At 64.9% G+C, this 20,608-nt stretch carries 24 protein-coding genes and 1 other RNA gene; 3 read left to right on the forward strand and 22 right to left on the reverse strand.

The annotated features are described in order from the left end of the window. Positions 1-22: 22 nt before the first annotated feature. Positions 23-286 carry an RnfH family protein gene (locus QE373_RS10880; protein ID WP_309686352.1) on the reverse strand — a complete coding sequence of 88 codons (264 nt, stop codon included), beginning with the start codon at positions 284-286 and terminating at the stop codon, positions 23-25. A gap of 4 nt (positions 287-290) precedes the next feature. Beyond that, positions 291-719, reverse strand: coding sequence for a type II toxin-antitoxin system RatA family toxin (locus QE373_RS10885; RefSeq protein WP_309686354.1), 429 nt, complete (start codon positions 717-719; stop codon positions 291-293). Positions 720-776: 57 nt separating this feature from the next. Here QE373_RS10885 and smpB point away from each other — a divergent pair, with 57 nt between their 5' ends. Next, positions 777-1,280, forward strand: a complete 504-nt coding sequence (gene smpB / locus QE373_RS10890) for an SsrA-binding protein SmpB (protein ID WP_042612310.1) — start codon at positions 777-779, stop codon at positions 1,278-1,280. Between the two features lie 89 nt (positions 1,281-1,369). On the opposite strand, the gene QE373_RS10895 is transcribed toward smpB, so the two are convergent. Next, the gene (locus QE373_RS10895; RefSeq protein ID WP_309689709.1) at positions 1,370-1,891 is read right to left on the reverse strand and encodes a hypothetical protein; all 522 of its coding nucleotides are present in this window, start codon (positions 1,889-1,891) and stop codon (positions 1,370-1,372) included. A gap of 267 nt (positions 1,892-2,158) precedes the next feature. Between QE373_RS10895 and ssrA the strand changes: the two genes are divergently transcribed. Both ssrA and QE373_RS10905 read left to right on the forward strand, forming a co-directional pair. Next, positions 2,159-2,551: a transfer-messenger RNA gene (gene ssrA, locus QE373_RS10900) on the forward strand. A gap of 162 nt (positions 2,552-2,713) precedes the next feature. Beyond that, entirely contained in the window at positions 2,714-3,928 is a 1,215-nt protein-coding gene (locus tag QE373_RS10905; RefSeq protein ID WP_309686357.1) for an integrase arm-type DNA-binding domain-containing protein, read from the forward strand. Here QE373_RS10905 and QE373_RS10910 read toward each other — a convergent pair. From QE373_RS10910 to QE373_RS11000, 19 genes are all read right to left on the reverse strand, one after another. Continuing rightward, positions 3,916-4,128 (reverse strand): hypothetical protein, encoded by a 213-nt coding sequence (locus QE373_RS10910; protein WP_309686360.1) that lies wholly within the window; start codon positions 4,126-4,128, stop codon positions 3,916-3,918. The genes QE373_RS10905 and QE373_RS10910 overlap by 13 nt on opposite strands. A 63-nt stretch (positions 4,129-4,191) precedes the next feature. Then, positions 4,192-4,557: a hypothetical protein gene (locus QE373_RS10915; protein WP_309686361.1), complete on the reverse strand. Its 366-nt coding sequence runs from the start codon at positions 4,555-4,557 to the stop codon at positions 4,192-4,194. 109 nt (positions 4,558-4,666) lie between these two features. Next, on the reverse strand, positions 4,667-6,586 hold the full coding sequence (locus QE373_RS10920; protein WP_309686364.1) for a glycosyl hydrolase family 28-related protein: 1,920 nt from the start codon (positions 6,584-6,586) through the stop codon (positions 4,667-4,669). A 10-nt stretch (positions 6,587-6,596) separates the two neighbouring features. After that, positions 6,597-6,941 carry a hypothetical protein gene (locus QE373_RS10925; RefSeq protein ID WP_309686367.1) on the reverse strand — a complete coding sequence of 115 codons (345 nt, stop codon included), beginning with the start codon at positions 6,939-6,941 and terminating at the stop codon, positions 6,597-6,599. A 41-nt stretch (positions 6,942-6,982) separates the two neighbouring features. Beyond that, positions 6,983-7,567 (reverse strand): hypothetical protein, encoded by a 585-nt coding sequence (locus QE373_RS10930; protein WP_309686370.1) that lies wholly within the window; start codon positions 7,565-7,567, stop codon positions 6,983-6,985. Positions 7,568-7,638: 71 nt separating this feature from the next. Further along, a complete protein-coding gene (locus QE373_RS10935; RefSeq protein ID WP_309686373.1) occupies positions 7,639-10,263 on the reverse strand; it encodes a hypothetical protein in 2,625 nt (874 codons plus the stop codon). Then, positions 10,185-10,985 carry an NlpC/P60 family protein gene (locus tag QE373_RS10940; RefSeq protein WP_309686376.1) on the reverse strand — a complete coding sequence of 267 codons (801 nt, stop codon included), beginning with the start codon at positions 10,983-10,985 and terminating at the stop codon, positions 10,185-10,187. Before QE373_RS10940 ends, QE373_RS10935 begins: the two co-directional genes overlap by 79 nt. 1 nt (position 10,986) lies before the next feature. After that, complete coding sequence (locus QE373_RS10945; protein ID WP_309686379.1) at positions 10,987-11,415, reverse strand: hypothetical protein; 429 nt, start codon at positions 11,413-11,415, stop codon at positions 10,987-10,989. Further along, complete coding sequence (locus tag QE373_RS10950; RefSeq protein WP_309686382.1) at positions 11,408-13,552, reverse strand: hypothetical protein; 2,145 nt, start codon at positions 13,550-13,552, stop codon at positions 11,408-11,410. Before QE373_RS10950 ends, QE373_RS10945 begins: the two co-directional genes overlap by 8 nt. 11 nt (positions 13,553-13,563) lie before the next feature. Next, entirely contained in the window at positions 13,564-13,767 is a 204-nt protein-coding gene (locus tag QE373_RS10955) for a hypothetical protein (RefSeq protein ID WP_309686385.1), read from the reverse strand. A gap of 41 nt (positions 13,768-13,808) precedes the next feature. Continuing rightward, the gene (locus QE373_RS10960; RefSeq protein WP_309686387.1) at positions 13,809-14,198 is read right to left on the reverse strand and encodes a hypothetical protein; all 390 of its coding nucleotides are present in this window, start codon (positions 14,196-14,198) and stop codon (positions 13,809-13,811) included. A 93-nt stretch (positions 14,199-14,291) separates the two neighbouring features. Further along, positions 14,292-14,786: a phage tail tube protein gene (locus QE373_RS10965; RefSeq protein WP_309686391.1), complete on the reverse strand. Its 495-nt coding sequence runs from the start codon at positions 14,784-14,786 to the stop codon at positions 14,292-14,294. A 64-nt stretch (positions 14,787-14,850) separates the two neighbouring features. Further along, complete coding sequence (locus QE373_RS10970) at positions 14,851-15,204, reverse strand: DUF3168 domain-containing protein (protein ID WP_309686393.1); 354 nt, start codon at positions 15,202-15,204, stop codon at positions 14,851-14,853. Further along, positions 15,204-15,668 (reverse strand): hypothetical protein, encoded by a 465-nt coding sequence (locus QE373_RS10975; RefSeq protein WP_309686396.1) that lies wholly within the window; start codon positions 15,666-15,668, stop codon positions 15,204-15,206. The genes QE373_RS10970 and QE373_RS10975 overlap by 1 nt, the downstream gene beginning before the upstream one ends. Positions 15,669-15,698: 30 nt before the next feature. Further along, entirely contained in the window at positions 15,699-16,436 is a 738-nt protein-coding gene (locus QE373_RS10980) for a phage head closure protein (RefSeq protein WP_309686399.1), read from the reverse strand. Next, the gene (locus QE373_RS10985) at positions 16,429-17,295 is read right to left on the reverse strand and encodes a hypothetical protein (protein ID WP_309686403.1); all 867 of its coding nucleotides are present in this window, start codon (positions 17,293-17,295) and stop codon (positions 16,429-16,431) included. The genes QE373_RS10980 and QE373_RS10985 overlap by 8 nt, the downstream gene beginning before the upstream one ends. Continuing rightward, positions 17,288-18,721 carry a phage portal protein gene (locus QE373_RS10990; protein ID WP_309686406.1) on the reverse strand — a complete coding sequence of 478 codons (1,434 nt, stop codon included), beginning with the start codon at positions 18,719-18,721 and terminating at the stop codon, positions 17,288-17,290. Before QE373_RS10990 ends, QE373_RS10985 begins: the two co-directional genes overlap by 8 nt. After that, on the reverse strand, positions 18,718-19,038 hold the full coding sequence (locus tag QE373_RS10995) for a hypothetical protein (RefSeq protein WP_309686410.1): 321 nt from the start codon (positions 19,036-19,038) through the stop codon (positions 18,718-18,720). Before QE373_RS10995 ends, QE373_RS10990 begins: the two co-directional genes overlap by 4 nt. A gap of 62 nt (positions 19,039-19,100) precedes the next feature. Beyond that, positions 19,101-20,546, reverse strand: a complete 1,446-nt coding sequence (locus tag QE373_RS11000; protein WP_309686413.1) for a phage major capsid protein — start codon at positions 20,544-20,546, stop codon at positions 19,101-19,103. Positions 20,547-20,608: the final 62 nt, after the last annotated feature.

The following is a 20,608-nucleotide window of genomic DNA, read 5'->3' on the forward strand; positions in this document are numbered from 1 at the left end:
GTCACCCTGCCCCCCGGACAACCTACTTCGGCTGCGCCTTCGCGCGGCGCCGTCGGTTGTCCTTCGGGTCTGCCAGCAGGGGGCGCAGCAGCTCCACCCGGTCGCCGTCCTGCAGCAGCTGGTCAGCGCGCGCCACCACCCCATGCACGGCTACCGCCGGACAGGCATCGCTGCCTTCCAGCGCCGCAGCGGTGATGGCCTCGGCAACGGTGGCGCCTTCTGGCAGTTCCAATGTGCGCTCCCCTACCCGCTGCGGCCAGGCCAGCACCACCTGTACCCGGATCACCGGCTCATTCCTGCTCGTCAGCCACGCGCACGAAGTCGTTGACCATGCGGTCGGCCAGCCCCTGGAAACCCAGCGCCAGTGCCGGCGCCAGCAAGCGTGACTTCGGCTCGAACTCCAGCTCCAGGCTGACCTTGCAGGCGTCTTCAGCCAGCGAATGGAACTCCCAGCGGCCATGCAGGCGCTTGAACGGACCATCGCGCAGCTGCATGTCGATGGAACGGGGGCGGACCAGGGTGTTCTCGGTCATGAACCAGGTCGAGAACGAGCCCAGCCCAAGGTCCAGTCGGGCCACCAGGCGCTGGTCGCCCTGCTCCAGGATCTGCGCAGCCGAACACCAACGGAAGCGCTGCGGGTAGGCGGCGATATCGTTGACCAGATCAAACATGCGCGCCGCGGAGTGTTCAACCAGGGCGCTTCGACGGATGGTAGGCATTTCAGGTTCGGCTGCAGGTGATCGACCGGGCGGGCCCGAATCGGAGACAATACGGGAATGAGCAAGAACAGCAGCAAGGATAAAGCAAAGAACGCGACGGCCAACAAAACCATCGCGTTGAACAAGCGTGCACGGCACGAATACCACATCGAGGAGCGCTTCGAGGCGGGCCTCGCGCTGCAGGGCTGGGAAGTGAAGTCGATCCGCGCGGGGCGCGGCAACATCGTCGACGCCTATGCCTATGTAAAGCAGGGCGAAATCTTCCTGATCGGCGCGCAGATCACTCCATTGATCCAGGCTTCCACCCACGTAGTGGCCGAAGACCGCCGCGAGCGCAAGCTGCTGCTGCACCGGAGCGAGATCGACAAGCTGGTGGGCAAGGTGGAGCGCGATGGCTACACCATCGTGCCCACTGCGATGTACTGGAGCAAGAACAAGATCAAGCTGGAAGTGGCGCTGGCCAAGGGCAAGCAGGACCACGACAAACGCGATGCCGCCAAGGACCGCGAATGGGCGATCGAAAAGTCGCGCGTCATGCGCCGCGGCAACCGCGACGCCTGACCCAACCCGGTAGTGACGGCCGCTGGCCGTCAATGCGTCGCTCCGGTGGGTGACGACCGTTGGTCGTCATGCCGTTCCCGCCCCACCCCTCAGACGTCCACCGCCCCACCCTGCATCCGCGGCGACAACGCCGCGTGCATCACCGCCAGGTGCATCACCACGGCCAGCTCATCGGCATGGCTGTCGTCACCGGCACGCCAGCGATCGGCCAGTGTCGCCGCTTCGCCCGGCAACAACGCTAGCAGCCGCGAGTCATCCATCGCATCGGCCGACTGCTGCAGCCGGCGTGACAGCCGTCGCGCCTGCAGCACATGGGTCAGCGCACTGACCGCGGCCAGCGCCAGCAGCGCGATCGCCAGGCCATGTTCGAACCACTGGGACAATACGTCCGGTTCCGGCGCCCACGCCAACACTGCCAGCACCACCAGGCCCAAAAGTCGCCAATAGCCCAGCGAAGGGCGCTTGCGACGCGGCCAGTGCACCACCACCGCGCTGGCCACCAAGGCCGCGGCGGCCGTCACCGGCAGTTCGATCAGGCACCCGGCGGCCACCAGGGCAACCAGCGCCGTCCATACCCACGGCGGAGGTACGGCCCTGCGCAGGTAGCCCATTCCCACCGGACCGACCAGTTGCCGAAGGCTGCGCTTGTTGCTTACGTCCACCTGTTACCTCGCCTGCAGAGCCTGTCCCCATGCTCACCCGGCAGGTGTCGCAAAGAGGTCGTCAAGACGTTACCAGTTTGACATGCAGGCTTGCCACCAGAAATCGATCATTTGCGTGACTGTTCAGCCGGATTGGCGTAGCATCACTCGCGTTGGGCAGCCCTGCTCCAGCGTCATCGGAATCGGGCCAGTACTTGCAGGCACTTGTTTGAAACCGGGGGTGCATTGGTTTCGACGGGGGTTGTGAAGTCGCTTGGCGCATGCCGAGGGGGTAGCTTTCCTCGTAAATCCAGCTGCAAAACTCTAGTTGCCAACGACGACAACTACGCTCCGGTCGCACTCGCAGCCTAAAAGCTGTTGAGTTAGACCTTCTGCCGACTTAGGCGGAGCCTCGAAACTGCTTGTGTCCATGCTCGCAGCGTAGAGTCATTATCATGGAATCGAGCTGGGCGGCTGCCTGTCAGTCCAGCACTAGAACGCAACAGGCTTGTTCCGGGATGTGCTTCGCACACCGTGCTGTTCCGGGACGAGACTCAACGGTGAGCTAAGCATGTAGAGCTGGGGATGGAGTGCCTTCGGACGGCGGTTCAATTCCGCCCACCTCCACCATTGATTGGTCTCTTCGGAGCCACAGAGAGTCGGAATCCCTCGTCAAATAAGGGGTTCCGGCTTTTTTGTTGTCTATGCCTGTCCAGCCGGTTCCGTTGCAGCCTGTGAGACGCTGGGGGTATATCTAGGGGTACAACACCGCCCTGAAAACCTTGTACCCCCATGCCCCTCTCCGATGCCGCGATCCGTCGCGTGAAGTCCACCGAGAAGCAGCAGAAGCTGTCCGACGGTGGCGGTCTGTTCCTCTTGGTCCACCCAAACGGGTCCCGCTATTGGCGCTGGAAGTACCGCTTCGGGGGGAAGGAGAAGCTGCTGGGGATGGGAATCTACCCCGAGGTGTCGCTGGCCAAAGCACGCGAAGCCCGGGAAGATGCCCGCCGGCTGCTGGCCAGCGGCGTGGACCCGAGCGAGCAGCGCAAGGCCACGACCGCCGCGCGCACCACGGCCGACGGGGAAGCCTTTGAGGTCATCGCCAGGGAGTGGCTGGCCAGCCGCCCATGGGTGCCCAACTACCGGAAGAAGGTCGCCGCCTGGTTCGAGAACGACGTCTTCCCGTTCATCGGCAGCCGCCGCGCGGTGGAGCTGAAGGCCTCCGACTTCCTGCAGGTGGCCCGACGCATGGAAGCCCGTGACGCCTTCGAGTCGGCGCACCGGGTGATGCAGAACTGCGGGCAGGTGATGCGGTATGCGGTGGCCACGGACCGGGCGGAGCGGAACCCGGTGGCAGACCTGCGCGGCGCGCTTGTGCCGGCGCCTGAGAAGAACCATGCGGCGGTCGTAGACCCTGCCCTGCTGGGCGGCCTGCTGCGGGCGCTGCACGCCTACCATGGCACGCCAGTGGTCCAGGCAGCGCTGAAGCTGGCACCGATGCTGTTCGTCAGGCCGGGGGAGCTGCGACACGCGGAATGGGGGGAGATGGATCTGGATGCGGGACTGTGGAGCATCCCTGCTGGGCGGATGAAGATGCGGCAGGCGCACATCGTGCCGCTGGCACGGCAAGCGCTGGAGGTGCTGCGAGAGTTGAGGGACGTGACCGGGCACGGAACATACGTGTTCGCCGGCGGCCGTACCGACGCACGCCCGATGTCAGAGGCCGCGGTGCTGGCCGCCCTGCGCGTGATGGGGTTCGACAAGGACACGGTCACGGGCCACGGCTTCCGTGCCACCGCGCGCACGCTGCTGGACGAGGTGCTGGGCTTCCGTCCGGACATCATCGAGCACCAGCTGGCGCACGCGGTGAAGGATCCGAACGGCAGGGCCTACAACCGAACCACGCACCTGGTGGAGCGGACGCGGATGATGCAGGAATGGGCCGACTACCTGGACCGGCTGCGCATGGGCAATGTGGTGCCGCTGCGGCCCGGTCAGGCGGCCTGATCGTCTAGGGAGGGATCGAGGCGGCGCGCGATCGATTCGAATCGGGCGGCCTCGGTGCGGAGGCGGTCGGCAGCGCGGCGGCGGCGTGCCCTATCTTCCCAGCTGCCGGTGCGGTCACGGTCCAGCTCAGTGGCCTGCTGCCATAGGCCGGAAGCCTTGGTGCGCGCCCAGCGCGCCTTCCCCGCATTCGTCTTCGTCATGGCAGCCATGGTGCCGGCGGCGCGTCGCAGGGGCCGATACGCAGGCAACGGCAGCTGACTGCCTCAGCCCTGCCCTAGAACGTCCTGCTGGTCCAGCTGCTTGCCCCTGCCGCGCAGCACGACGTGGTCCTGGATCCACTGCAGCTTCTTCGCGACCTTCCGGCGCAGCACCTGTTCGTGGCGCAAGGCCCACATCTCGCACCCGCGCCGGCCAGCATCAAACGAGCTGCAGCGCCGGAGCAGCAAGGGCGCATGCACCCCTTCTTCGGGACTCAGCCTGGCCAGCCACGTCCCGTCGACCCTCTTTTGCATGCTGGCCACAATCTCCCCATGGAGGAACAGACCTGTCGGGAGCGTGTCGAGGTGGCAGCGGGGCTTCCAGTAGAAGCCGTCAGGCATGGGGGTCAGGGTCTGGGTGTCGGCGTCCATGGGGCGGGAGCATAGGCCGTCCCAGTCTCACGGCCCGATACATCGGTGAAGCGTTCACCCGGATTGGCTGCCTGCGCTTGGAGCAATCCTTGCGCAAGCAGCCGTGCTTCTAGACCGAGGTAGTCAGAGCAAGCGTGGCGCCAATCGTGCCCGAAGCCCGATTGTTGTTCACGGTGATCGTAACCGTTGACCCATCAGGCGCAGCTGCGAATGAGAGGGCCATGTTCTCAGCCGCAACCCCGGCGCTACCAGTGACGTAACGCACGGCCGTTGATACAAGCGCGTTGCCCGACTCCCTTCTGATCAGAACCTGCAGCCCCAGAAGGTAGACGGTGCCGTCAGCTGCACGACCGCGAACATCTAGAGCGTAGCTGGCAGCGGTGAAAGTGCCGATTGCGTGGCAAGGCATGGTGATCGCTGCGCTGGAGGCGGCAGGAGCAGAAACAGCACCCGAAAACTGTCCTGGCCGCAGCTCAGCGTCTCTCACGCCTACGACACCGCGGACTGACAGGTTCTGGATGGTTCCGTTCCTGACGAATGCGGAGCCCCCTTCAACGAAGCCGCGGGTTGCATCGCCACCCGAAATCGAGATGACACCACTCGCACCCTCAGCCTGGATGCAGGTATTGGGAGAAGCACTACCTCCGCCATCGTCGTTGGCGCCACGCCCATACATCACCCCCACAGCCACCAGTGAGACAACGGACTCAATTCGAAGGTTGTTTCCCGCAGTAACACGCCCAGACCTACGAATCTTTACACCAGCAATCACCGTCTCCGATGAGGCACCTGCAAAAACGCCATGCCTGCCAGCCCGATCGATAACTCCCCCAACGATGACGTTAGAGTTGGACTGAAAGAAGTTGTAGTTATCAGAGTTGTTCCATTCGCACTTTACATTGCAGAAGGAATTGTCGTTCGCGCCGTTGCCCAAGAACACACCGGCACCGGTGTTTGCATTGATGGCGCCTCCGCAAACCTGCGAGTCCACAATGTTACTTATTCCTGTGCCGTTGTATGCGATGTTGCACTGGTTGACCATAGCGCCACCAAGAGCAACGTTTCCACCGACACCGATACTGAACATGTAGATCCCGCACCGCGTGAACTCCACCCACACCAAGGATGTAACGCCATCGGCCGGTTGCGTGTTAGCCACAGATCGGTTGCGACCAAAGAGAACTACGTCTTCCAAATTGACGTAGCTGTTGTATTTGAAAAGAGACGATGCCCCCTGCTTGATGACAATAGCTCCGCCGATCCCACTGACCTCAGCCAAGGTAGATGCGGTATACGGACGCGATGCCTCGCCTTTGATTCGCACGCCCTTCGGAATCGTTACGTCACCCACGACGTAGTAGGCGGCGCAAGTGGGCACAAATACACGCAGCCCCTTAACAGCTGCCACCGCCATGGCTTTCGCGAAAGCCGCTGAGTCGTCATTGACACCATCGCCGACGGCGCCGTAGTCCATGACACTGACGAATTCTTCCAGTTTCTTGGATACTGAGCGGAGAACTGAATCGTTACCCTTTTGAGCAAAGCCTATCAGTGCAGCGCCAGCTCTCTGGGCCAGATCAGCAGCGGTGACCCCCTGTATCAGCCGCCATTGAGCGGTATCAAACGCAGCGTGCGAGATAAAAGGAACATCATTCGGATCAGCGGCGTATACCTGTCCGTTATACGAAACCGTGAAGCGTGAGCTGGATACATCAAGTCCAGCGGAGTAAGCCACAGGCACCAGATATCCGGTCGCCGCAAGAACCGCCTCGGCATCCTGCTGCGTCTGTGCAAGAGTGTTATCGATGGCAGTTACAAGTGCGGAAACCTCTGCTGAAAGCTGCACGTTTGCCGCGGCGAGCATGGCTCCAAGCTGTTGGCCGACGACAGAGGCAGCCGCATTGATATCGGGCAGATACACACGAACTGCTTTCTTCAGAGCCGGGTCTGTAGCTATCAGATACCCCTGACTCGCTGCCGGCTGAAGAGGAAGATCGACCAGCGGCACGACGTTCAAGTTGGGGACCATGGAATATGCCTCACAGGATGGTCGAGGCGTCGAACGCCCCGACATTGATGGTGGCCAGCGACAGCGCCTGGCGAATGTTGACGTCGATGAGCAGTTGGGACGACCACTGCACAAGCTCGGAGATCGGTTCGCCGATCAGGGCCATGAGCACGTCCTTGGCAATGAGGTCGGCCAGCTGGGCACGCTGGTCGGTGTGTCGATACTCCCGCTCCACCGGCATGCCATCGGCACCAACAACCGGGGTGCCGTCCTCGAGGATGGCGCGGGCCGTGCCGGTGAACACGACGTTCCCCCGGTTGATCCCGCGCTCGCACCGCAGCGCCACAATCTCGCCGGTGTCGAGCTGGACTGCCATCTCGCCTTCCGCCACCGGGACATCGTCCCGCCTGATGTACGTCATACCGGAACCTCGGTGTAGGGGGGATTTCTGATGCCGCCACTGCCGCCGCCGCCGCCGATGCTTCCGCCGCCGCTGCTGCTACCACCTGCAGGCGGAAAGGTGAAATCGATCGAGCTGACGGCCACGTTGCCGTTGACGTTCGCGGTTTCCACGATGTTGGTGGTGACGTTGAGCAGCCGGCTGCCGCCCTGCAGGAGCGGATCGTGGTAGTACAGGTAGAGCGTGACTTTCTCGCCTGCCGCACCGGTGACCGTGGCGCTGCTTGCGGCATAGGACACCACCACCGAGCCGATGATCAGGTCACCAGCGGTGACGCTGATCGTGGCCACCGAGCTTCCGCTGCCGTCGGTGCTTGCGGCGAAGGTGACCGACGTCTGCAGGTCCCACATCGACTGCTGGTTGCCGATGTTCGGCAGCGCCGCGGCACCGACCCGGTTCGTCAGCGCCAGCAGCGCGGACCCGTCCACCCACTCGGACGAATTGCCGTTGGCACCCACCGCCCGGATCTGCAGCTCGTAGGGCACCCCGCGCGCCAGCTCTTCCAGGTCGATGTTTTCCCCCGCCGGGAAGGTCTTCGTCATCCACGCTGATTCGGCGAAGTCCCCGACCACGACCTGGCGATACCGGACCTCGTGAGCAACCACAGGTGTCTTCATCGCAGGGCCTCGTAGATGAAGCCGGGCTTGTTGGTCAGGTTGATGCGCACCACCGGGGTGGCGATGCCGGCATCGTCGGTCTTGTTGTTGGCGTTGACCGTGGAGATGGCCGAGATGACCGGCGGCTCCGGCGCGCCCAGGACGGTTCCCGTGACCTCGCTGATGATCGGCGTGGGCGGGTTCCGCCAGTAGGCGTCAACCCGCTCGTCGTAGTTGGTGGCCGTGAAGCTGGTCATGAAGTCCGCCGCATAGGTGACGCCGGTGACCAGCAGCCGGACCGTCTCTTGCCCGCGCAGGCCAACGATCGCCATGTCATCGCGCGAGACACCCGCTGGTAGCGCTGCGCCCTCGGGGATGTAGAACGTGTCGGTGTAGGCGCTATGGGGCTCGACGTTGACCACCGCAGGCTCGCCCATCGCCTTGCGGATCTGGATCCCGTACTGCTTGGCGGGGTCCGTGTCGATCATCGTGTCCAGCTTGATGGTGCCGACATACCCAGGAGGCGCCTGCGCGGTCAGGCCGATGAGCCGGCCGCTGCCGGCGCCCCACTCCATGTAGTCATGGCCCACATCCACCACGTCGCCGCGGGTGGTGCTCAGGCCGGAGATCGTTGGCGAGAAGCTGTAGGACGTCCGCCGGAACTCTGCCTGCGCCAGGTGATAGCGGCCCATGCGCCAGGCCTGCTGCGGCAGCATGGACTGGTCGACCTTCATGGTCTCGAACTCGGTGGCCTGCGGAGCCGAGGACGGATTGCCCCGGGCGTCCACGCCGCGATAGCTGAAGCCATCCCGCAGCACGATGATCTCGTCGTCCTTCCAGTCGGCGTTCGGGTTGCGGAACTGGACGCGCAGGGCGTCGGGCATGCGCAGGTAGCTGGTCGTGTCCGAGAAGCTCTCGATGTCCACCGGGCTGAAGGCCATGCGCGGGTAGCTCACCACGCCCGGGTCGAAGACCACGCAGTACCTGCCATCCCGGTTTCCCGGCGAGCCTAGGCCGCCGCCCAGCACGCGCACCAGCAGGTCGCGCACCGTGGTCACCGCATCCAGCGTCATCCGTGTCTCGAACCCGTTGACCCTGCAGAACTCGGCGTGGTCGGCGAAGCTGTCCAGGTCGATGCGGCTGACCGGAACGTGCCGCTTCACCGCCGGACACATGGTCATGAGCCAGTGGCTGATCCATGCCGGGTTGAGGCTGACCTGCGGCGCCGACCAAGTGCCGGTGTTGCGGTCGTAGACGGGGATCTTCTGCCGCACCATGCACGACAGGCTCTGCAGCACACCGGTCAGCTGGTCCGTCGCCTTGATCCGCATGGCCAGCTTGGTGGTGCCGGTCGTCGACGGGTTCACGTTCCGGATCGAGCGCAGCAGCGTCCAGGTGGCCGTGTCGATGTAGGTGTTGGCGCTGCCGCCGCGCAGCGCGGAGATTCGCTCCACACGCACGTCGTACTGTCCGTTGGGTGCGTCCCATGCCAGGCCGGCAGCGAACGGCGCCTTCGATCGCGTCTTGACCAGGAACAGGCCAGGACCCGGGCTGAGGTTCGGCCGCTGGCCACCACTGCCGGGCACCCACTGCGTGAGCATCTTCGACAGGCGCGCGCCGGTGACGTTGAGCCAGCCACTGGTGCCGGTGGGCCGGTACTGGATCCGGTACAGAACCCACATCTCGAAGCCGTCGCCCGGGCCGCTGGAAGACGTGCCGTAGCCGATCAGCCCCTGCGGGAACAGCAGGTCCAGGCTCAGCGTGTCGATGCCCGGTGCGCTGGTGCGGGAGGTGTTGTCGCCATTGGCCGCCAGCGTGAAGCCGACGGCCGTCTCGTTGACGTCGTTGGTGTAGAGCGTAGGGGTCTTGGTGATCTCGTACTGGACGTCGCTGTACGTGCTCAGCGCGTTGTCGCCGATCTTGATGTCGCTGACTTCAAGATCGCCGTATCCGAGATCGAACAGCAGGTGCTGGTAGTTGTCCGAGCCCACGTTCTCGCTGTAGGGGATGGCCGCATGCGGGGGGAAGAAGCGGCTCTCACCCAGCACGACCGGGATCGGGCCCCACTGCATGGCTTGGTTGCTGCTGCCGGTGAGCTGGTTGTACTGCAGGTCTGCACCGAAGCTCCCACCACCAGGCGTGGGTGGCGGGATCAGGGCGTTCACCAGCAGCGAGCCGGCGATGGTCACGCCTGCGCCGAGGGCTGCGGCAGCAAACGTCCCCTTCGCGGCGAAGGCCAAGCCCCAGCCCGCGGCACCACCAGCAGTGACCCACGTGGCGGCTACAGCTACAGCAATCATGGCGATCGATCGCAGGAGCCCGCCGCCGCCGCCGGCGAGATCGGTGCGCACCACGGTGATGATCGCCCCCTGCTTCGGCCGCAGGCGGTCCCACATCTCCACCGGCACCTGGTAGCCCCCCACACGGACGTCGAGGGACGAAGCCAGCTCTCCCGAGCCGCAGGCTTCCTGCAGCATCGCGCGCAGGCTCTGCCCGCCGCGGACCTCAAACACGCCTGCTGGCGCGAACTCGTGCGCGTGCAGGCTCAGGGAATGGGTTTGGGTCACGAACGAACTCCGGTGAATCTGTAGAAGCCCTCGATCCGCCGCTCCCACTTCGGGGAGGACAGGCGCTCGATGCATGAGGATCGGTTCTCTTCGACGTGCAGGAAGTCGCCACGGCCCAGGCATACCCCGACGTGGTCCGCCCGGCCTGCGCGCTTGAACACCACCACGTCGTACTGCTCTGGCCGCTCCACACGCGTCCAGTTCGGCGCCTGGCTCGGGTCATCAACGCATGGCATCTGGATGCCCTGCTCCGCCAGCACTTGCCGAGCAAACTCTCGGCAGAACTTCACGCCCTGGTAGGGGATGCCGATCCAGTTCATACGAACAATCCCGGGCTGCTGGTCGGGTTGTAGCTCTGCGCCGGGACACCCTGGTTGAGAAAGTCTTCCTCGTAGCCCAAGGACAGCTGCAGCGTGGTGATGTCGCTCTGCCCCTGCAGGATCGAGAACTCGAAGGGGGCCCAGCTCAACTTCGTCCGGCTGGCTGGCCAGCACGACCTCCAGCGTGCACTTCGGCGGCTCGCCGGTGATGGTGCGCAGCAGCTTCACGATGTCGCGGTCGACGTTGTCCATGGTCACAGTGACCGTGGCATTTGCATCAGCCGTGTCGTTCGGCAGGATCGGCTCGAAGCCCCACGGCGTGTAGATGCCGTCTGCCCTCACCGCCTCCACGCTGTCGTTGACGATGCGGACGGTGGCGATCGAGGGGTGGGTGATGCGCATGGCGCACATCCAGATCTCATCGGTCTCGCACGACAGGATCGACCGCGCTGCGGCCGGGGAAAGGATGCGGGGCATGTCAGGTCGTCGGCCAGGTCGTTTCGTCGTAGAAGTCCAGGAGGAAGTGTCCGTTCACGGTGGTCAGTCGCTCCAGCTGCAGGGTGGCTTTCCAGAACTCTGGCGAGGATGTCGGCGCGTAGCTGGGTCGGGCTGCGAACCGGTACACGGCGACGTTGTCGTCTGCTGCCGGCTTCCGGAAGTCACGCCAGTAGAAGCGGCCTACGCGGCGGAGCGTCAGGAAGTAGAAGTCCTCCAGCACCTGCATACCTGCGCGACGGACCATGACCACCGCCGTCACCTGAGCCGACACAGCGCTTACACGCGGGCGTGCGCGCTGTGGACCGGACTGCACCGTGGTGCGGATCACACCATCGTCGCCGGCATCGACATAGCCCTCCACCAGCGGACACGGGATGCTGGTGCGGGGCCAGGGATAGATTTCAGCCATTGACGTTACCCCGCCGCTGTACGCCAGTTGTCTGCTGCAGCGCCTTGAAGGTATTGCCGCCGGTGGCCAGGTCGCGCGCAACCATGTTGATGACCCACTCGCCGGCGTCGAATCGAATGTCCTCCGCCTTCATATCGAACTGGGCGCCGCTCTGGTTATCGATGTTGACGGTGGCACGCATGCCGCCTGCACCACCAAACGCAGGCGGAGCGTCGCCCCCAAGGCGGGCAGTGACCGGACGAACGGTGCCGGCATCGCCGGGGATCAGGAACGTCTTGCCGCCCTGGTGGAACAGCTCAGGCATCCCGCCCTCACCCACCCGGTACATCCCGTTCTCGGAAACCGGACCACCGCCGGCACGGCCGCCTTTACCAGCGATCGCCCCGCCGATGGAATTGATCCAGCTGCTGCCGGCCCCGCTGTAGGTCGAAGCCCACCGGCCAAGCGCTTCGAATGCCTGGGACGCGGCGAACTCGGCAGCAATTCGCCGCATCGCATTGGCTGCGCCCTCAACCATGCCCCCAAGGCCCTCCGCGAAGGGATCAAAGAGGAAATCGGCAAACGAGTCCTGCATGTTGCGCGCAGCCTGGTCGGCGTAGGTGGACATTTGATCGAAGTAGTTCGCCACCGTGGAGTCGTCGTCCTGCCCGAGAAGGCTGCGGAACGCGTCGGCGAAGCGCTGAGCATCCTCGGCCATGATGGCCTCGGCCTCGTCGATGTTGCCGAGCATGTCCAACAGCGACGCACCGGACCGCAGCGCAGACTGGGACGCGTCATCGATTCCTTTCAGACCGCCGAACTGGATCTCGTAGGTGACCCGGGACAGCTCCGACGCATCACCATATAGCGCGATCTGCCGCTCCAACTGCTGATTGGCTGACTTCAGTGCCTCTGCCAGCCGCTTGGCAGCGTTCTCGCCCGTCTTGTCCTTGTCCGCGGCCGCAGTGGCGCGAAAGCTGCCAGCTTCCTGCGGCTTGATGATTCGACCGGTGCTGTCAACGCTCCCAGTGACGCCCTTGAAGTTCTCGGCTGCGTTTTCAGCCTTGTAGCGACGGGTCAGCTCTCGCTGGACGCGTTGCATCTCCAGCATCAGCCTCTGGGATTCCTTCGCCGTTCGCTCGTTGTCGCCTTCTGCAGCCAGCATCGCCCGACGCACTGCGCCCAGCTCGCCGATCTTCTGATTCAGCGCATCCTCGGAGGCGCCAGCCAGATCGGCATCTCCGGCGCCGTCAAGCCTCCGCATCTCGCGGAACCTGGCGATGAAGCTGGCGATCTGCACGACCCCATTTGCCATCTCGCCTGCAATGTCCGCCGCGAATCCGGCAATGCTGGTGAAGGCACGCTTCGTGTCCTCAGCGCCCAGCAGCTGAACGAGATCCCGGAACTGCGGCAGCAATTGGGTGGCCACCTCGGTGCGCAGCCCTTGGAACGCCAGATCCATCTGGTTGGACTGCTCCTTCACCTCCTTCATCGCGGCGATGGTCGGCCCGTCGAGGATCGCCCCCACGCGCTCCGCCTCCGCGCCCCACTTACGGAAGCCCTCCCCGTTGTTCGCCAGCAGGGGCGCTAGCATCGCCGAGTCGCTGGCGATGGCCTCCATGTAGAAGACCATGTCCGCTTGCGACGCACCGGCATCCTCCAGCGCCTTGTAGTACTTCTGCAGGACCTCGGGGCCGCTGAGGTTCCGGAAGGCATCGGCGGTCAGATTGACGCGCGGCGCGATCTGCTCGAAGAAGTCCTTCATCGCACCGCCGCCGGTGCTCAGGAAATCGCCCAGCTTGTCCTGGGTGTCCTTGAAGATGTCGCCCAGCTTGTCCTGCTGGATGCCCACGGTGCTGGCGCCGGCGGCCAGGCGCTGGAAGGTCTGCTCGCTGGTGCCGGACAGGCGCGACAGCTTCTCTACCTCGGCGGAAGCGACCACCAGCTGCCGAGTCCAGTTGACCACCGCCACCGTTGCCACGGTCAGGCCACCGGCCACGACGCCACCAATCTTGCCGAAGGCGGCGCCCACCTGCGCCGCACTATCGCTGGAGTCCTTCCCCAGCTTCTTCACTTGCTTGGTAGCGCGGTCAGCGTCGGTCTCGAAGGACCCGGTTCGCATCAGCAGATCAACAACAATGGAACCGGCGGTTGACATGGTTTATCCCGTCAGGAGGTGAAGCCCAGCGCCGTGGCAACGTCGCGATCGGCGTCGCTCAGTGCAGAGTCGATTGGGTCGGGCGAGAGGTATTTCAGGATCTGCTCCGGCTTAGCGCCGAAGGAGCCGGCGATTGCTGAAGCGGGCCGATGGAAGCGATGCAGGTCGTCGAACGGGTAGAGCTCGAAGAAAGCACGCCAGCCGGCCAGCTCCACTTCGCCCAGCGCATCGATTTCCGCGACGCTCTTGCCCAGGCTCAGAGCGAGCTGGTATCGGAACCACTCGGCGCTGCCTCGTCGGGCGAGGTCGCCTTTCCCTGGTAACTGTTCACCTCGCGGATCGCGTTCACCAGGGCGGCCTGCACGGGGAACTTCAGGGCACGCGCCCGGTCCAGCGACAGCACCAGCTTGCCATCGGGATCGACGACCGCTTTCGCGATCAGCCGCGGCCACGAGTCAGCCTGGCGCTCAGCGCTCTCGTCGCGCTGCGCGCTGATGAAGGCATGGAACTCTGCCGCCGGCAGCTCGCGGAAGTGGAACTTGTGCTGCTTCCCGTCGGGCAGCTCCACGTCCTTCACGTGGACCCGGTCGCTGATGAAAAGGGAGTCGTCCAGCAGCACGACGGCTGCGTTGTTCGCGTCATTCATGCCCGTTCTCGAAGAGTTGGGGGTCGGCGTGGCGCCACGGCCTGACAGCGCCACATGCCGACCCAGTTTCAAGCCACAGCCGTTGCCGCTGCTTTAGGTCAGGGGTTTGCCGTAGCGGAGGACCGGGCCGCTGCGCTGCACGGTGACGGTGCCGCGGACGATCTCATTGGTGGCGATGTCGATGTTGTAATCAGCCACGTAGCCCTGGAACTTGAAGCCGGAGCGTGCACTGGCCAGCGGCGGCACCAGCGCATCGTCTACGAGCGTCGGCGCGGCGGTGCCATCACTGAGGCCGATGTACCAGTCCACGTTCTCGCCGGTGTCCTTCAGCTCAAACAGCGCGGCATGCGATGCCGAGCTGGGGATGTAGTTGAACGGGATGCTTACCTGGCCGGGCGTGCCGAGGCCGCGCTGGTAGGTTTTGTCGACCGTCGCATCGAGGCAGGTGTCCTCGATCTGATCGGCAGCGCCGCCGAGGCCGGATGCACCGGTCGGGCAGGCGAACTTCACGATTTCAGGTCCGCCGGCCGCATTCGGGTCGACGAAGAACAGATGGGTGCCCTGGGTCTTGACGACGCCCTCGGTCATGGCTGGATCCTCTCTTGAAGCCGCGCGAGGGCGGCAGTGCGTGGTTGGTGATGGTTTCAGCGGCTCAGCGCTGGTCGATGAAGTCGGCTTCCAGTCCGACCCGGTACAGCTCGGTGTCCGAATCGATCATGTCGATCGCGACACGGTTGACGATCAGCTCCGCGTCCAGCGCGTCCCGCACGGCCAGCGCGAGCGCCTGCGCGCCCGCCTCATCCTTGTGGTAGCAGTCGATCTGCACCGTGGTGAAGTCGCCGCCCGGCGCACTGCTGAGGTTGCCGTAGGGATCGCCGGTGACGATCTGCCAGGTGATGTAGGGACGGGGATCCGTCTGCGGCGCCTTGCCGTGGCCACTGACGCGGTCGCCAACCAGCGCGATGACCGCAGGCGTGCGGATGGTCCTGTAGACCTTGGGGAACATCAGCGCTTACCCCCGTTCTTGGCTGCCAGGCGCTTGGTGATCAGCTCCACCCGCTTCAGCAGGTCCTCGGTCATCGTGTCGATGATCTGGCTGCCACGCCGGCGCACAGCGGGCCTCAGCCACGGAATCGCTGCCTGTGTCGATGAACCCCACTCCATCAGCTGCGCGGCCTTGCGTGTCGTCGTCTTGGCGCCGTGCGCGTTGATGAAGACCTTCCGCTTGACCCGCACCAGCTGACGCTCACCCTTCGTACCGGTAGGCGCCTTGCCGCGGCTGGCGATGATGTTGTTGACCGTGGTGTCGGTGCTGTCCGCGCCGCCAACAGCCGCTGAGCGCCGAAAGTTCTCCTTGGCCTGGTCGCGCAGCATGCGCGCGCCCTTGGCCAGCGCCAGCTTCACCGGCCCGCCGCGCTTGCTGACGACCTCCGGCGGCAGCGCCTGCAGGGTGGCCAGCAGGCCGTCCACCCCATTGATCTTCATTTCCACCTTCATGCGCTACCGCCCGTCGTTGACGCCGGCGGAGACCGGGATCGTGATGTATTCCAGCCCCGACGCCTTGTCAGGCAGCAGGCCGGCGATGTTGTAGGTCTGGCCGCGGTGCACCAGGCGCATGCTCGGCAGCAGGCCGGCGCGGTAACGGATGGTGATGCGCGCGGTCACCGCCGCCTGGGTCTGTCCGGACTGGATGAACTCGCGTGCCGACAGCGGCTCGACGCTGGCCCATACCGTGGCCACGTCCACCCAGTTGGTGGTCTGCACGCCGTCGTCGTCGCGGGTGGTCACCTGCTGCTGGATCAGCACGCGGTGGCGGAGATCTCCTGCGGGTACGTTGCTCATCAGGCCACCGTCGACCGACGCAGCGCGACCAGCTGCGCCGTTGCCGCCTTGGAAAGGACGTAGCCATGGCCGGCATCGGAAGGCACCACGTTGTCGCCCTCGCCTCTCCCGGTACCGGTACTGCGATGCCAGCTCCAGGAGCGTGGCTGCGACCACCGCCGGATGCACGATAGGCTTGCCGGCGTCGTCCTCGACCGGCACGGGCACGCCTGCATCGTCCAGCACGACCTCCCCTACCGCATCGCGTTGCAGCAGGTACAGGCGCCATTCCTGCTTGAGCCAGGCCGCGATGGAGGTGGACACGGCCGGGATCCAGATCGCCAGCCAGCGGTCATCGGCATCGCTGTCGATGCGCAGCTGCTCGCGCGCGTCGTCCGGGGTGACGAAACTATGCATTGCCGCCTCCCAGCTTCACCGGCTCGGCCGGCACCTTGACGTTCTTGCCGTCCTTGCCGTCCCTGCCCTTGCGGGCGCCGAGGATCCAGTCCTGATCGTTCTCCAGGCACGGCTTGGACGCGTTGTCGCGCTTGGCGATCCAGAGCGCGCCGTCGTGGGTGACAGATTGTCCGGACTTCGTGCCCAGCCCTTCGCGCCAGAACCCGCGATGCACCATGTACGGCAGCACCAGCTCGGCGCGGCGCTCACCAGCACCCAGAGTGATAACGAAGCCGCGCTCGGCGTCGTACTCACCGGATGCCGTGTCGAAGCTGAGGCCGTTCTGGCCATCCTCACCGACGACCTTGCCCAGCCTGATCGGCTCACCCTTGGTCGTGGTAATCACCAGCTCGCCGCCGCGATCGATCATCGCCCCGGCCAGGCCCACGCCGTCGGCGCCAGCCTGCGGCGGGTTGGCGGCCAGATGCTTGGCCACCTGCGCCGCCAGCTGCTCGTCGGTGATCGCCGGGGCGTCCTGACCGTCCTTCGGCGCCGGCAGAGCGGCCACAGCGGCCTTGACCGCCGTGTCGATCGCAACCGGGTCCGCGTCGCGGCCGTGCTGCACCGGGTTGGCTTCGAAGTGCTTCGAAACCGCGTCGGTCGTGGCCACGTCCAGCAAGGTGATCAACCGCGGCGAACCCAGCAGCTTCTCGACCACCAGGTCGGCAAGGCACTCCAGGTCGACCGGTTCCGCATCGTTACCGGCCTCGCCCTTCTGCAACGGTCGTGCCTTCAGCTCTTCCAGTTCCCGGCGCAGCGCGGCCGTGGCCTCGCGGATCAGCGCGCCGATGTGCTTGCCGAACTCGTTGGGATCAGTCATTGCGGAACACCTCGGCTCGTGCGGCCTCGAGGGCCCTCAACATGAAGATCTCCTGCTCCAGCGCGCGCCTTTCTTCGCTGTCATCAGGCGGCGGATCGACCACCTCCGGCTCCGCCACCGGGTCAGCCGCCGCGGTGGGCGGCAGCTTGTTGTTCCGGATCTCGGAGATGGGGTAGTCCTGCTGCTGCTTGTAGATGGTGTCGCCGCCCTCGATAGGCGGCAGGCCGAATACCTTGCGAGCCTCGTTGCTGGTCTTGATCTCGCCATCGACCAGCGTGCTTTCCACCTGCGCCTGCTTGCCGACGTCCATGCGCAGGAGCGGTTCCAGGTCGAGCTCGACGCCGCGCGGTCGGCTGATGCCCAACCCCTCGTCCAGCAGGTTTTCCATCGCCTCGATGTGGGCCTGCAGAGCATCCGAGTAGTACATCTGGTTCACTTCGTCCGGCTTCGTGCCGGCGGGAACGCTGCCGATGCCCACCTTGAAGGGCGGAATGCCGAACGGCTGGCACACCTGCTCGTCCGAATACCGCATCTGCTCAACCAGCTGCGAGTCGGCAGCCTTGAAGGCAAACGAGGTGAACTTCATGTCCGCGCCGACCACCGCGACGTTGCCGGCGTTGCTACCCTTGAACTCGGTGTTCCAGTAGTCCTTCACCTGCTGCGCGTCCTCATCGGACATGCCCGCCGGCGCGGTCAGGATGCCGCCAGGGTTGGCGCCGTTGGAGAAGAAGGTGGTGGAATCCTTCAGGATCTTGAGGTTCTTCACCGCCGCCCAGTTGGCTGCGCACAGCGGCGGCACACCGATCAGCTGGTGGTGGAAGCAGTTCATCCGGTCGTGGATGATCTCGCTGGCCGGGATGATCAGCTGGTCACCCGGGTACTTCTCCGGCAGCAGGTTGTTACCGCTGCCGTAATTGACCTGGTAGAAGACGTCGCCGCTGTCCGACACCATCGGCTGCACGCGGTTGGGGTCCAGCACCCACAGGCGCGTGACCACGTTGCGCTCGTCGCGGCCCTTCAGGACGTATGTGTTGCCCTGGGTCAGCTTCGACAGGATCCACGCTTCACGGAACTGCTGGGACGTCTGGTAAGCATTGGGCTTGCGCAGCACCGGCCAGAAGGCCGTGTTCGCGGTGTCCACCCGCCAGATTCCGTCAGCGCCTTCGATCTTCAGCACGAACGGCAGCTTGCCGATATCGCTGTTGATGCGGTTCAGGCAGGCGTAGAGCGTCGGATAGGTAAGAACGGACTCTGGGCGCTCCTCCATGTTCCGCTGCCACGCGCCGCTGAACGGCTCACGCACCAGCGGCCGCCAGCCATCTCGCCCCGGGCCAGCATCTACCGGAGACAGCGATTTCAGGTAGTCGGTGCCGTACTTGCGCACGCCGGCCTCGATGGCCAGCTCACGGGGCGAGAAACCAGTCATTCGGATGCGTCCTTGTCAGGCGCGGGCGTGGATGCTGCGGTCTTCGATGCTGCCTTCTTCGCAGCCTTCTTGGCTGCGTTCTTCGTCGCGTCCTTGGGCGCGTCCTGCGCCGCTGCCTTGGCTGCTGCTGCAGCGTCACGCTTCGCCTGTGCTGCCGCGCGCTTGGCTTCGAGCGCCTGGCTGTCTGCCGGCAGTGCGGCGGCAGCCTGCGCCTGCATGTCGCGCCGCTGGTAGCCAAAGCGCTGCACCAGCATGTCGGCCACACGCGTATGGACCCGCGCCACCCGGCCGCGCTTCTCGATCTCAACCTTGCTCATGGGAACCTCACTGATGCCGTAGGAGGCGGGGCCGAAGCCCCGCCTATTTCTGCCGCTGGCTATCAGCCACCGGCGCCCGGGTCAGTCGCTTCGCCCCAGGCCACGCCGGTCAGGTACGCCACGCCCGACGCGCGACGACGCTGCCAGTTGATGTAACGCTCGGCGCGGAACGCGGTGCTGTTCGTCTGGAACATCGACACCATGGAGGTGGCGGTGCCGGAGGCCGAGTTGTTGGTCGGGTTGTCCAGCATCTGCAGCGAGGCTTCCTGCGACGCATCGACGGTGACCTGGCCATCGTCAGCCAGCCAGATGTCACGCGCGTTCACCAGCACCACCACGCCCGCCGGGATGTAGTCGGACACGATCACCGGGACGCCCATGAAGGTGCCGCCGTTCATGGTCAGGCCGGGGAACTCGGACTGGCCGAGCGGGTTCTGCATGAGGCTGACGGCCAGCGCCGTGGTGCTGTCCATGAGGTACACCGCGCTGCGCGGGGGGTTGCGTGCAGCGATGAACGGGGCCCACAGACGCTTCACATCGTTGCGGATGGCGTCGGCATCCGAACCGCTCGACGCAACCGCCGTCGCGCCGTTGGTGATCGACGCAGGCGAGACGTTCGCGACCGCAGCCTTCGCCGGATCGATGAAATCGATGTCCAGGCGCTCGTTGACTGCGGCAGCCAGAGCGTCGCGAACCAAGCGCTCTGCCGACGGGCTGGAGAAGCGGATCAGCTCGTTGGTGAGCACCGAGATCGCGGCAACCTTGGCCCAGCGCAGCTCGACCGCATTGAAGTCGAATGCGGTAAGCGGCTTGGGATTGCCCTCACCCACCCAGCTGGCGCTGCCGCCACTGGTCTGGCCGCCGATGCGGACATTGAAGGGGATCGGGTTCAGACCAGGCACGCCGCCCTGGCCAAACTGGCCGATGATCGACTGCGGACGCTGGAACTCGACGAAGTCACCGGCGAAGGTCTGGTAGTCCACCAGGGGCGAGGCGAAGGTCGCATCGAGGGTGGTACCGGCCTCGACAACCGCCTTCATGATGTTGCCCAGGTCCGCACCTTCGGCCTGCGCCTTCAGGGTGTTCACGACCCGCTCGCTCTCCGGGTAATGCTTTTCCGCCAGGCGGAAGGCCAGTTCCGGATTGCCCTTCGCCTTCAGCTGGCACATGGCGTAACGAGCGAACTCGATGCCCTTTTCCAGCTTCTGGGTGTTCTTGACCTGCACCGCGTCAAGGGCGCGGCCGCCGACGTTGGCCGAACCGTGCTCCTTCACGATCTGCGCCGCCGGCACCGCGGACTTGGCCTGCACTGCCTGCAGGCGGGTCAGGCGATCAATATCACCGTCGAGAGCCTTGATCTGGCCTTCGATGTCGTCGAACTCTTCCTGCTCTGCCGTGTTGAAGGAACGGCTCTCGTCCATGGACTTCTGGGCAATCTCGCCCAGCTTCTTCTGGTGCGCTTCACGGGTTGCGCGGAGCGCTTCCAGCTGTTCTGCGATGGTCTTCATCTGGTTTCCTTTGTGGCGCAGCCGTTCGGCCCGGTTTCCACGCCGGGCAGTGCCTGCAAATG

Origin of the sequence: Stenotrophomonas sp. SORGH_AS_0321 (assembly GCF_031453215.1) — a bacterium.
Classification (GTDB): Bacteria; Pseudomonadota; Gammaproteobacteria; order Xanthomonadales; family Xanthomonadaceae; genus Stenotrophomonas; species Stenotrophomonas chelatiphaga.